The 13,349-nt window shown below is 43.0% G+C and carries 10 protein-coding genes; 6 read left to right on the top strand and 4 right to left on the bottom strand.

The features are described 5' to 3' along the window. The first annotated feature begins 399 nt into the window (after nucleotides 1-399). Together CXF83_RS10905 and CXF83_RS10900 are read left to right on the top strand one after the other, a co-directional pair. Nucleotides 400-861: a hypothetical protein gene (locus CXF83_RS10905; protein ID WP_180961070.1), complete on the top strand. Its 462-nt coding sequence runs from the start codon at nucleotides 400-402 to the stop codon at nucleotides 859-861. A gap of 549 nt (nucleotides 862-1,410) precedes the next feature. Then, nucleotides 1,411-1,635 (top strand): hypothetical protein, encoded by a 225-nt coding sequence (locus CXF83_RS10900; RefSeq protein ID WP_101092125.1) that lies wholly within the window; start codon nucleotides 1,411-1,413, stop codon nucleotides 1,633-1,635. A gap of 80 nt (nucleotides 1,636-1,715) precedes the next feature. On the opposite strand, the gene CXF83_RS10895 is transcribed toward CXF83_RS10900, so the two are convergent. Continuing rightward, nucleotides 1,716-2,627 carry a class I SAM-dependent methyltransferase gene (locus CXF83_RS10895; RefSeq protein WP_101092124.1) on the bottom strand — a complete coding sequence of 304 codons (912 nt, stop codon included), beginning with the start codon at nucleotides 2,625-2,627 and terminating at the stop codon, nucleotides 1,716-1,718. Between the two features lie 5 nt (nucleotides 2,628-2,632). Next, on the bottom strand, nucleotides 2,633-3,715 hold the full coding sequence (locus CXF83_RS10890) for an AI-2E family transporter (protein WP_101092123.1): 1,083 nt from the start codon (nucleotides 3,713-3,715) through the stop codon (nucleotides 2,633-2,635). Nucleotides 3,716-4,081: 366 nt separating this feature from the next. Here CXF83_RS10890 and CXF83_RS10885 point away from each other — a divergent pair, with 366 nt between their 5' ends. Further along, on the top strand, nucleotides 4,082-4,984 hold the full coding sequence (locus tag CXF83_RS10885; RefSeq protein WP_101092122.1) for a TIGR01777 family oxidoreductase: 903 nt from the start codon (nucleotides 4,082-4,084) through the stop codon (nucleotides 4,982-4,984). 79 nt (nucleotides 4,985-5,063) lie between these two features. Here the strand turns inward: CXF83_RS10885 and CXF83_RS10880 are convergent, their stop codons facing one another. Then, complete coding sequence (locus CXF83_RS10880; protein WP_101092121.1) at nucleotides 5,064-7,517, bottom strand: ABC transporter permease; 2,454 nt, start codon at nucleotides 7,515-7,517, stop codon at nucleotides 5,064-5,066. Next, on the bottom strand, nucleotides 7,508-8,275 hold the full coding sequence (locus CXF83_RS10875) for an ABC transporter ATP-binding protein (RefSeq protein ID WP_101092120.1): 768 nt from the start codon (nucleotides 8,273-8,275) through the stop codon (nucleotides 7,508-7,510). Before CXF83_RS10875 ends, CXF83_RS10880 begins: the two co-directional genes overlap by 10 nt. Between CXF83_RS10875 and CXF83_RS10870 the strand changes: the two genes are divergently transcribed. The 3 genes from CXF83_RS10870 (at nucleotide 8,256) to CXF83_RS10860 (ending at nucleotide 13,307) form a co-directional block, all read left to right on the top strand. Next, nucleotides 8,256-8,885 carry an arylesterase gene (locus tag CXF83_RS10870; protein ID WP_101092119.1) on the top strand — a complete coding sequence of 210 codons (630 nt, stop codon included), beginning with the start codon at nucleotides 8,256-8,258 and terminating at the stop codon, nucleotides 8,883-8,885. The two genes, CXF83_RS10875 and CXF83_RS10870, sit on opposite strands and share 20 nt — an antisense overlap. A gap of 124 nt (nucleotides 8,886-9,009) precedes the next feature. Beyond that, complete coding sequence (locus CXF83_RS10865; RefSeq protein ID WP_101092118.1) at nucleotides 9,010-10,122, top strand: DUF481 domain-containing protein; 1,113 nt, start codon at nucleotides 9,010-9,012, stop codon at nucleotides 10,120-10,122. Between the two features lie 533 nt (nucleotides 10,123-10,655). Beyond that, complete coding sequence (locus CXF83_RS10860) at nucleotides 10,656-13,307, top strand: parallel beta-helix domain-containing protein (RefSeq protein WP_101092117.1); 2,652 nt, start codon at nucleotides 10,656-10,658, stop codon at nucleotides 13,305-13,307. Nucleotides 13,308-13,349: the final 42 nt, after the last annotated feature.

Here is a 13,349-nt window from a genome sequence, read left to right as displayed (position 1 = left end):
GATATCGCATTGAACAGTCTATTTTGTTCATTTATAGCCAACGACTGGGGTCTAAATAAACATATCCAATATCTATTGAGGTCTGATAAAGGATGTCGCATGTACAGGGAAGAATGACTGAATATTTTTCAAACCGGAGGTGCCATAGATAAGCGAAGCTAGAATAACAATACCGCGAGTAACATATGAAGCTATTACCTGAATGCCAGAGCCGAGGATAACGATTAGCGTTGAGTTCCCAGCGGGTCTCCAGAGCTTTGAATAGCCACTGAATGAACACATCCTTAATGCAAGGAGTATCGCACTAAAATCTTGCGTTAAGGCTGGAGAATCGCACTAAAATCTTGCGTTAAGGCTGGAGAATCGTGATACTGCTAGAAATACTAATAATAGCTATCTATGTTGAAATACTTTCTTGTTATCATTGCGCTGTTCGCTGTTTCTGCTTGTGACTATACGGATAGCGATTCTATCCTAGCCGATGCATCCGTCCCCTCTATGCGCACACCTGAGCTGTCTTCTCTTGGATTCTTAAATGCTATCTACGTCGAACGTGACGTCGAAAAAGCAAAACTGTTTGTTGATGATCCAATGAAAGAGATCCTTACCCACTATTATATTGCCGCCTCAGTGCAACGGCATGTACTCAATCTATCATTGACTGACGTCAGAATGGAAGTCGATGAAGTCGATATCGATTTCTTTCGTAAAACCACTGAAGATGTCACTGTCATCGTCAAGATCACAGGGCTGCGTGGCGGGGAATTTTGGGTTGATGACAGAACCTTACGTTTGAATAAGCGCAAAGGAAAATGGATTATTACCGAAGTGGTGCCAGAAAAGAGAAACGTTAATGGTTAGGTGTTAGTTCTACAAACAAAAATAGCAACCCACTGGTTGCTATTTCATCTTGATAAAACCTATAACGGATAGGCTTATTCAGTGATTTTTCCTAATCCAAAAATGCTTCTTCGTCCATTTTAACAGGTAAAGACTCTAACATCTCGTCTTGTAGTTGATAATATGCGCCTTCATATTCTTGAACTTCCATAACAACTCCGGATCTTTGATTTAGGTGTAGGGTACAAAAGCATGTCATCAATAGTGTGACATTTTGCCTTTCTTAAAACATGCCAACTATGCCGTGTTTCTGATGCTGATTGTAACAGCATTCAACCATCACTTACAGAAAACTTTCAGTTTGAGCGGTAAGATCTACTTAATTAGCCCTAAAGTCGCCATAAATACGCCAATTCCCGTTACTAAAGGTGAAAGTCTTTCACTTTTTTATTCCTTACAGCACTAAAAACCATTTTTAACGTGAATAAAAAATATACTTAAAGTTCACAACTACTGCTATCAATTAGTACATGGCATCGCAGATGCTATCCAGTCAAGAGGTTGATTATAATGAATGCATTAATTGACTATGAAGCAGGAAAGCTAGTCGAGTTATTTGATCAAGATGATGATTTGTCGATATATATGTTTATGGAAAAAATGAGCATCCCTTTAGATGTACAAGGTACGCTTATCAATGAGATCTCGGTACTCAAGCATAGAGGACGACATAATATCGCCAAGATCATTGAGTCTCATGGGCAATCAGCACTGAGTGATCGACTCAATTATTAGGCTCAGCCATAAAAAAGGCCAAACACATGTTTGGCCTGTTTACTTTATTTTCTTCTATCCTGACAACTAGAAATAAATGGTTATTCTTGTTGTCTATACCGCAATACTTTTAGTGCTTTATCAGGATTAATATCTTCAAAGACAGCAGGGTTAGCCATCTGTTCACAAAACTGCAGACTCGGGCTGTAGCTAGCGACTTGTTCTTTCAAAAAATCAATACTCAGCTCAGGCGCATTTAAACATAATAGAATGTCGCCATCAGGTGCCAACAGATCAGGCAAACGTTTTAACAGGCGTGCATAATCTTTTGTCGCGACAAAACTGCCCTTTTGATTACTGGGTGGATCCGCAATAATAATATCGTAAGGTCCAAGCTTGGTTAACTTTCCCCAGGACTTAAAAATATCATGTCCAAGAAAGCGCGCCCCAGCACCAAAATTATTTAGCATGTGATTTTGCTTACCTATCGATAGTGAGCCTTTGCTCATATCAATGTTAACCACCTCCGTTGCTTTGCCTTGCAGCGCCGCAATAGAAAAACCACAGGTATAAGCAAACAAATTCAGAACTTTTTTGCCTGCGCTATGTTCACGAACCCATTGGCGGCCATTGCACATATCCAAAAATAAACCATGATTTTGGCCACGTAGCAGATGGACTTGAAACTGAGCGCCATTTTCAACAACAATGTGCTTTTCAGGCACCTCACCTTTAAGGATATCGGTGTGCGTTTCACCGCCACTACGGTACTGAAAAACCAGATTTATTGGTTCAACACTTTTTAGCTCACACCAACGTTGCTCAATAGCCTCTGTGAGGACTGAGAGTTCATCCTCATTGAGTGGCTTAAAACTGGTCAGCAGTACCACTGGCGCATACCAATCTAAGCAAAGGTGTTCAGCTCCTTGATAACGCCCACCACGGCCATGAAATAACCGGCTCACATCATTACCAAAGGTAACGTCTTTTATTGCTTCAATAAATAACTGCATCTAACTCACTTCTTACTAGTTTCAATCTTTAAATCGGTTTCGGGATCATCGTTATTTTCAGCAATATCATCACCGATTAATACTGCTAACCAACGTCCGCCTTGACTAGACTCTAAGGCAATTTTTACAATCATGGTCAGCGGGACGGATAACAACATGCCGGCAGAGCCTAACAACCAGCCCCAAAATATTAATGATAAAAAAACGACCAAAGTCGACAGGCCAAGACCGCGTCCCATGTATCGGGGTTCAACTAAGTTGCCCATAACCGCGTTAGTCCCTAAATACAGCAAAGCAACGGCGCCTGCAGCACCTGGGCCGATTTGTATAAAGGCTAGCAATACGGAAGGAATGGCGGCAATAATAGAACCAATATTTGGAATATAGTTGAACAGAAAAGCAATCACGCCCCACAACAATGCGTAATCGACACCAATGATGTATAAGCCCACGCCAACAATGAGTCCAGTTGCTAAACTCACCAAGGTTTTAATCACCATGTATTGATTGACTGAATTCAAAAAACGATCAACTTGCTGTAAACGCATATCGGGATCATCAAGTGCAAAATGCATCTTTTTTGAAAACCCATTAGATTCAAACAACATAAACACAACGGTTAAGATGATTAAGAACAGATTAGCCATGACGCTGCCAACACCAGTCAGCATATTGGTGGTCATTGACAATGCTACACCAGGATCAAAGTAAGCCAGTATTTGTTCTTTAGAGATCTGAATATTGAGCGTGGCCAATTTGTCGACAATCCAAGAAAATTGCTCAATTAACTGATCACGATAAAAAGGTAATTGTGTGGAAAACTCATTGATAGAGGTCCCGACTATAGACGCCAACCACAAACCCATCAGGACAATAAATGCCATTAGCATTAATACCGCGACCCCTCTTGGGACACGATGACGGGTAAGCCAACTAATCATCGGGTTACAGATCACGGCAATAAATACCGATAATACAAACGGAACAACAATCGGACTTGCCGTCTTGATCCCCGCGAGGATCACCACAATAAATGCAAAGATGGCAAACCCTTTAAATGCAACGCCTTGATTCTCAAATCGGGTCATTAAAAAATCCTTGTTGATTAATAATATCGCGGCTTTTGTATTTCAAATGTAAAAAACCATAACGCGACTAAACAGTAACTATAAAAATGTGCCAAGTATCACCAACAACTCAACGCTTTTAGGCGAGTTAATAATACGAGCAACAGTAACAAGATAAATTATTTTCTGAATTATCGCATGCTTTTATAAAAATCACCGCTTTAGTTTAAGGCGCTGGAGTTTAAGAGGTTATGGTTATTCATTACCTGAACAAACGGCATTAATACGCAGCAATAGAACTATTTTTGGCTAAGAAGACAAAACGATAGATCCTATTTGCCTTAACTAACGTAAACTCTATTAAGAGCCCTTAAAAAACAAAAGCCTATGAATATATTGATTACTGGTGCCAGTGGATTTGTTGGTACTCAGCTTGTAAAACGGTTAAGTCATCATCAACTGACGTTGCTGACAAGGCACCCTGAGCATGCCGCTAAGCGTCTAGGGACGCATCATCACTACCTTAGTTCTCTAGATGGATTAGCGAACCTAGACAGTTTTGACGCGCTGATTAATCTCGCAGGCGAACCCATCGCGGGAAAAAGGTGGTCTGACACGCAAAAAAAATCAATATGCCATAGCCGATGGTCAATAACAGCCAAGCTGGCCCAATTGATCCTCGCAAGTAATAACCCACCAAGCACATTCGTTACCGCTTCAGCCGTTGGATACTATGGTAGTCAGGGCTCACGACATATTGATGAAACACTGCAACTGAGCTCAGAAAGTCGTGCAGAGTTTACTCATAAAGTGTGTCACAAGTGGGAACAAGAAGCGCAAAATGCGGCAACTGAAGCCACTCGAGTTTGCATTGTTCGCATTGGCTTAGTACTTGGTTCCCAAGGTGGCGCGTTAGCAAAAATGTTACCTGCTTTTAAACTTGGTCTAGGCGGGCCTATCGCCAATGGCAAACAGGGGATGAGTTGGATACATCAAGATGACTTAATTAGCTTAATTGAATTCTTACTTAACAACCCACAAACCAGTGGGGTATTCAATGGTTGCGCCCCCATGCCTGTCAGTAATAAAGATTTCACCAAGGCATTAGGCGCCGCATTAAACCGCCCTGCCTGTATTCCAGTGCCAGCATTTGGACTGAAACTGGCGCTAGGTGAAATGTCGACCTTGTTAATCGAAGGACAATATGTGGTGCCTAAACGGGCGTTAGCTGCGGGCTTTGAATTTAAATACCCTACAATTGATAGTGCATTAAACGCACTGTTTAAATAACTTTTAGTTTGCTTTGGCTTAATTCAACAGAAAAAGCGGGAAGATAATCAACAATATCCCCGCCATTAATCACTGAGCTTTAATGCCCTTTAAGCAGTTCACTGCATGATTTGTTTAACAGCTGTCGACAGCTCCAAAGCCCGAGTAAAGCAACCACCAAACCACCACACAATGGCGCTATCCCCCACCAAGGCCAATGCATATAAACATTGAGTTCAAACACCTGAGTTTTCAATAAGTACAAGGTAAACTCAGCAACGATAACCGCTAACACTCCCGCAATCGTCCCTAGTAGCGCAAATTCAAGTCCTGTGGCAGCTCTAAGTAACCAACCAGATGCTCCAAATGTCCTTAGTACCGCCAGTTCACGTTGTCGGGTTGCCATTCCCGCTTCAGTCTGGGCTATCATCACCAGTGCGCTTGCAAGTAACACCAATACCAGCACTAAGGTCAGTGATAAAGAAACTTGATCGATGATTTCGCGTAACTGCTTCACCATTGCGCCAACATCGATAATCGACACTGTTGGAAACTGCTTTATCAAAGATAAAATAACGCCACGTTGTGACTCTTCTAAGTGAAAGCTCGACATGGAGGTATAGGCAAACGGCGCCAATGCTTCTTTTGTGAAGATCATAAAGAAGTTTGGCTGCAATGTTTCCCAATGCACAGCTCGAATACTTGCCACTTTCACCGTCAAAGATTGGTTATCAATGGTGTAAGTTAAACTATCACCTAAGGCTAATTCCAAACGTTCAGCAACACCGGATTCAACAGAGACATCAAAAATATCCTGATTAAAGCGACCAGAAAGAATTTCATTATTGTCTGGCATGCTGTCCCGAAAGGTGAGATTCAACTCTCGCGAGATCCCAACCCTTCCCTCACCACCCGCTTCCTTCTGCTCAGAAGAGATCAGTAGCTCATCATTAATCGCGGTTAAGCGTCCTCTGATCACCGGGTAAATAACCGGCGGGACTTTTACATGTGGTTTTAAGAAATCTGCAATAGTGGCTGTTTCTTCTGGCGCTATATTGACCAAAAAGTAATTGGGCGCATTTTCGGGTAACTGTTTTTGCCACTCGTTTAGTAGATCTTGTCTCAATGCAAAAATGGTTAACAATAAAACTAATGCGCTACTGAACCCCACTAGTTGCACTGCATTTTGCCGTGCACGCCTGCGCAGCCCCGCTAATGCTAACTGCAATGGGTTAGTGGTTTTCATGCCGACACTATGACCCAAGCGGATCATAAAGAAGCCTAAAACACTCAGTAAAGTTCCTAACAATAATACTGCGGCAACTACCGTTAACGTTAATGGCAGACTCTGTGAGTACAAGTAACCGAGCAACGCCATTGCACTTAAGCTCAATAAGAGGTGCAACCACATCCCTAATTGCAAACCTTCAAGTTGGCGCTGCAGCACTCTCAATGGCGGAATAGACAATAGTCGCATTAGAGGATATGCCGAAAACATAAAGGCACTGATAAAACCGGTACCGATCCCGAGCAGTAATGGTCTGCTCATCGGCGGATTGTATGCGGCTATCTCTACTGGTAAAAATGCAGTGATCGTGCGATCAAGCCCAACGCCACCGATTAAGCCAAGAACAACACCCACAACAGTCACTAGCAGTAGATGGGTGCCAAATAAAATTCTTATTTGCTTTGCTGAAGCGCCAAATGTCTTCAACATGGCCACCACGTCATAGTGGCGCTGACAATATCGTTGCGCCGCAATACCAATGGCAGCACAAGCAAGCGCGATACCGAGTAAGCTTGCGAGTAATAAAAAGCGCTCAGCACGTTTAACGGCACTGGCAATTGGCGAGTCACCGGACTGAACATCAACCCAGCGCTGACTGGTATTGAGTAGCGGTTTAGCTTGCACCTCAAATGCTTCTAGCTTTGCAGCATCTCCTGCAAATTGGTAAAGGTATGTCACGCGACTACCCGGCTGGATAACTTGTGTTTTAGCCACATCTTCAATCCGCATCAACACCACAGGAGAGGATGCAAAAGGGTTAAATCCTGCATCGGGTAGACGGATAATCTCATTGGATAAGTTAAAATTAGCATTACCAATTTCAATCTGTTGCGGGTACCCAAGTAAACCGCCTAATCGGGTTTCAAACCAAATATCGTCTGCGCTCGGCAGCCCTTGAGCTATCCCAGTGCTGAGCTCAATATTGCCTTTGAGTGGATAGCCTTGTTCAACGGCTCTTACCGTCACCAGTTGGAATTCATCCCCAGCATATACCATGGAGTTAAACTGCATGCTGGTAACACGAGCAAGGCCTATCTTGTCAGCGATAGCTAAAACCGCGGGATCGATCTCTTTGGGTGAGTTAATAATCCTGTCAGCAGCAATGAATTTTGAAGCTTGCCCATTAATCGCGAGCTGCAATCGTTCACTGACAGAAGCTAATCCGGTTACCGATAGCACCGCTAGGGTGATAGCAAGAATGATCAGCAACAGTTGTCCTTGAGACAATTCTCGCTTAAACAGCCTCCATGCCAGTTTTAGCTCCATGAACTTGCCTCTTCATTCACAGCATTCTTTGCCGTTTCTAGTTCAGTATCTTCTGCTCGTTTATCCGTTGGTTTTTCACTTATCTTTTCGCTTAAGTTACCTGAATCCATAATGAACTGTCGCTGACATCGACTTGCCAAAATCATATCGTGAGTCACCAGCACGAGTGTGGTGTCACTCTCACGGTTGAGTTCAAACAACATATCAGCGATTTTATCACTGTTGGCTGAATCCAAGTTCCCCGTTGGCTCATCTGCAAATAATACTTTTGGCTCACAGATAAATGCACGGGCGATTGCCACACGCTGCTGCTCACCGCCAGATAGCTGATTAGGGAAATGATTAAGTCTGTGGCTCAATCCAACACGTTCTAGCATCGCCTGAGACTTTTCTTTGGCATTAGCAATCCCGGCCAACTCTGCAGGTAACATGACGTTTTCCAGCGCGTTTAAGGTATCGACCAACATAAAGGATTGGAAGATAAAGCTCACTTTCTGCTTACGAAGTGCCGCTTTAGATTCTTCATTTAACGTTTCAAGCGCCACGCCATCAAGTAGAATGGATCCTTGGCTGGGAGAATCCAGCGCAGCAAGTAATCCAAGCAACGTTGACTTACCGGAACCCGACGGCCCAAGTATCGCAACACTCTCCCCCTGCTTGACATCCATATTAATGCCGTTGAGGATAGTCAACTCTCCCTCTTGAGTATTAACCGATTTAATTAGGTGGCTTACTGTTATGGCGCTATTTTCAGACATAAAACCCTTCTTTAACCTTAAAAACCGACTATGTGGTTTTGTCATATTATTTATATTCAGCAGTTTTCCACTGAGTGCTGCCCCTATATTAATCCTAGGTGACAGCCTAAGTGCAAGCTATGGTATGCCAGAAAATGAAGGATGGGTGCATCTATTACGAACAAATATGCCTCAACATACCATCATTAACGGCTCTGTAAGTGGTGAAACTTCAGCTGGCGGATTGCGTAGACTCCCCGCCCTGCTTGACTCTGCAAGCCCTGACGTTATTTTAATTGAGCTAGGTGGCAATGACGGACTGCGTGGTTTTCCTCCTAAACAATTGAAAGATAATCTTACAAAAATCATAGAACTTGCAAAGACAAAACAGATAAAAGTGCTGTTAAGCGAGATAATGGTGCCGCCTAACTACGGTCCCCGCTATGCATCACAAATTAGCAATGTCTATAAAGAACTCGCAGCAGAGCACGAAATCACCCTGATGCCATTCTTTATGGAATCCATTGTCATAGACAGTACGTTGATGCAAAGAGATGGGATCCATCCAAATGCAAAAGCACAGCCACAAATTGCTGAATTTATGCTGCCTTGGATCCAACAAGCGCTTTAAAAAAGTGCTAAAAACAAACATAGTTCTTGAAGCTTGCTTGCCAACTTTGTAGATTATTAAGCTATAAGGTCAAAAATTAGTAATCGATTGAATTTCAGGACAAGTAAGCTTCAGGGAGAAGGTAATGATAACAAGATGTAGCTACTGCATATTAATTGCAGGCAGCGTTACTGTCGGCTGTTTTAGTCCCTCGATTTTAGCCGCAGAGACAGTCACTCACTTAACGCCGGCTCGAATCACACCTGAACAAATATTTCCGCCTGAAGACAGTAAATATGATTGGCTACAACTCACCTCATTGGAGTTACTCAAAGGCGAAATCGTTAACCTTTACGACGACAAACTCGAATTCGATAGTGATGAGCTCGACAGCGTATTTATCGATTGGGAAGATGTGAAAGTGCTACAAAGTCGTCATATTATGAGTATCGGCTTTACTGATCTCAGCACTAAAACGGGTCGACTACTCGTCAAAGATGGCAAGTCCTATATCAATGGTGAGGAGTTTGATAGTCACCAAATAATGACGATTATCGCGGGAGAACAAACCGAAGCTAACTATTGGTCGAGTAAAATTACCTTAGGGGCAAACTTTCGAAAAGGTAACACTGACCAGATAGACTACAGTGCGCTCGCCAAGACGAAGCGACGCACGACAGAATCACGATTCAATCTCGACTATATCGGCAACTACTCAGAAACAGATGGTGAAAACCGCATAAATAACCACCGAATTAACAGTAACTTTGACTGGTTCATCTCCAAACAATTTTACCTTAGACCGGTATTCGGTGAAATCTATATTGACCCATTTTTGAACATAGATTATCGAGTGACGCTGGGTTCTGGCCTTGGTTACAACATCATTGATAATGCGAAAACAGAGTGGAGTGTCAGTGGTGGCCCCGCTTATACCTATACTCGATTTGATACTGTCGAAATGAATAAAAATAAAGGTGATGGCAGCGCAGCATTGGTTATTGAAAGCTTATACGATACTGAAATTACAGGAGACATAGATTTTAACGCGCTATATCGCTTGCAGTACGGGAATGAAACTTCTGGTGGTTATACCCACCATGCGATTGCGACGTTAGAGATTGAGCTAACCGATATGTTTGATCTTGACCTGTCATTCGTTTGGGACAGAACCAACAACCCTCAACCCGATTCAAACGGGCTAACACCAGAACCAAATGATTATCAGTTTATTATTGGTTTTGGTATCGATATCTAATCTAAAGATATCATTATCACAGCTTAATAGGGCAGACTTATCATGTAGGGCAACAGCTTTACCCTCTTATCAGGGTAATAGTCCAGATGACGAGTGCAAATGAGTGGGTCGATTCATGGTTTAGATGAGAGCCCCTCTAAACCAAGAAATATCCAACGACATCGTTATCCACGGCAAAGGTTTAACTCAATTCCTTTTCAAAAATCAGCAACCTCACCTTTATAGCGCTGTGATCAATAATACGACCCTGTCAACATTACTGGCTAACGTATTGTTTATACGAAATTTAACAAGATATTGCACGGTAAAGTATTTCAAATAAAAATCAAACTGAATGAAAATGATACACTCGTTTGAATTCCAACCTCTTCGCTATTCTTTTCAATAACTAACAACAACCATCGTGTTTAACAGTCTGCATTAGTTTATTTGATAACAAGATGCTGCAAACTTGTTGTCCTGATTTCACATTGCTTATCTGGTACGTCAGTGCAATCTAGAGCGCGAATAATAAAAATAAATCTGGAGACACTATGCTCAACAAGAAACCTTCTTGGCTAATGCCAACATTAATCGCTACCGCAGTTGCAATAAGCTTGGGGGCTTGTTCTTCTGACGATGACGACACTACAACAAAAATAGAGACGCCACCCGTTGTCACTCCTGAACCAGAAGGGCCTACGTTCCCTGAAGGCGCGATAATGATTGAAGACGGTGAAAACCTCACTCTGCGTATACAAGAAGCATTGATTGATGCTCAAAGTAACGATGTCATCGTCCTGCCTAAAGGCACATTTGAAATTGAATCAACGTTATTATTTGATGGTGATGTCGACGGCGATGGTAGCTATGCTAAAAATATAACCATCATGGGTTACGGTCAGGATGAAACCATTCTTGATTTCTCAAAGGCGAACTCTGGCGATGGTATATTCGTCCAGAATGCGGTCAATATTATCATTCAAGATCTGTCAGTGAATGAAGCTAAAAATAACGGTATTAAACTAAAAAATACAAACGGTATTATCTTGCGTCGCCTCGCAACGGTTTGGGAAGGCGAGCTTGATGAGGATAATGGCGCATACGGTCTCTACCCGGTGGAATGTGAAAACATTCTTATTGAAGACACCTACGTGCGCGGCAGTGCTGACGCGGGTATTTATGTCGGTCAATCGCAATACATCGTAGTTAGACGTAACATTGCAAAAGAAAACGTGGCAGGTATTGAGATAGAAAACTCAAAATATGCTGATGTTTACGACAACGAAGCCATGGGTAATACCGGTGGAATTCTCATTTTCGACCTACCGATCAACAACCATAGATACGGCTCAAGCGTCAGGGTTTTCAATAACAAAGTCTACGATAACAATACTAAAAACTTTGCGAACGCTTCAGCAAACCCTGCAGGGGTTCACATTGTGCCACCCGGCACAGGTATGATTATTCTGTCGACTGATGACGTTGAGATTTTTAACAACGAGATCACGGGTCACGACACCATGGGCGTGGCAATCACCAGTTTCTTTATTGCTGAGCCTGACATGTCAGCCTTTGTCGGTAACTATGGTCAAGCAGGACAACCTATTGAAGATGGGTGGCGCCCAACTCCGCGCAACATTTACCTGCATGACAACGTGATCACCGGTTATGGCCAAAAGCCTAACGGTTACTTAATTGATGACATAATTAAAGCGTACTTATTTACCCATGGCGCCTTCCCTGGCGTACTCTATGACGGTTTAGGTGAAATGCTATCGAGTAACGGCACCGCCGCTTACCTAGGTTTACAAGAATTGCCGTTTGCTGCCGATGGCAGTGACAATATCTGTGCCAGCGACAACGGTGATGTTTCGTTTGGCCGCTTATATGCTAACGATAATACTGACCCAAGTATTGCGAATGTCTTATATGAAAAAACGCAAGACCAGTTATTGAACTGTGCTCAGGTAAGTTTACCCGTTCATACCGTGACCTTTGGTGATCAGATCTTCGGTTGTGGCGTTGATGATGATACCGAGGGCTGTGATGGTGGTAACCTTATTGGTGGCGGCGGTACTATTGGTGAAGGTGAAGGCGGCCTAGTTGGTAATGGAGATCTAAGCCTTTGTAAAGCCGAAGGCACTAACGCTTCTTGGGATGCATTGCTAAAAGCCAACTGCCCTAGCCTCTCTGACTACAACTTGTTTGCCGATGCAAAAAATCCGGCTAACGCACCCAATTCTGGTGGCTTACCTTATGACTTAAATACACCGTTATTTACTGATTACTCAAGTAAATATCGTTACGTATTTGTACCAGAGGGCCAAAAAGCCGATTTTTCTGCTATGGAATCAATGGACTTTCCTGTCGGAACCGTCTTAGTGAAGACATTTGCACTCCCTGCAGATACCAATAAGCGCGGCATAACGAATGAAGATTTAGTTGAAACACGATTATTAATCCATCGTGAAAGTGGCTGGACTGCACTACCTTATGTGTGGAACGCTGAAAAAGCAGATGCTGTACTCGCTAAAGCGGGCGCAATTCAAGCTAAAAAGGTGATCCATAATGGCGAAACGATGGACTTTGATTATGTCGTGCCGAGCATGAATCAGTGTAAACAGTGTCACCAATTTAAGCCTGACGCTGATAGCCCTGCAAAGTTTGTCCCTATCGGGCCAAAGGCACGCCAACTTAACAAAGATTATGCCTACAGTGATGGCAGCATGAATCAGCTGTTAAAGTGGCAAGCAGCAGGCATTTTACAAGGTGTTCCAGAGGTCGCTACGATTGACACTGTGCCAGCCTACAATGATGGTGATGAAGCAAACGTGAGTAGCCTTAGCGATGCCGCACTGATGAAAACAGCCAAAGGTTATTTGGACATCAACTGTGCTCATTGTCATCGCCCTGAAGGTAATGCATCTAATACAGGACTAAAACTCGAGTATTGGAGAGAATATGCCGAAGATGCAGGTTATTCGCATGGTACATGTAAGTCACCAGTTGCGTATGGTGGTGGCTCTCTTGGCTATGACGTTGTTCCAGGAAGCCCTGAAGAATCTATTCTACACTTCCGTATGGACACGAATAACCCTGGTGACAGAATGCCAGAGATTGGCCGCAGCCTCTCACACGCTGAAGGTGTTGCATTAATCAACGAATGGATTAAGCGCCTACCGAGTGCATCTTGCTCAAAATGAGTTAAGTGAATAAAAAGGCCGGGAATATCCCGGCCTTTTTCT

The sequence above is a fragment of the Shewanella sp. Choline-02u-19 genome, assembly GCF_002836205.1.
Classification (GTDB): Bacteria; Pseudomonadota; Gammaproteobacteria; order Enterobacterales; family Shewanellaceae; genus Shewanella.
Note: the sequence above shows the minus strand (reverse complement) of the source record. Positions and strands in the feature narration are given on the sequence as shown.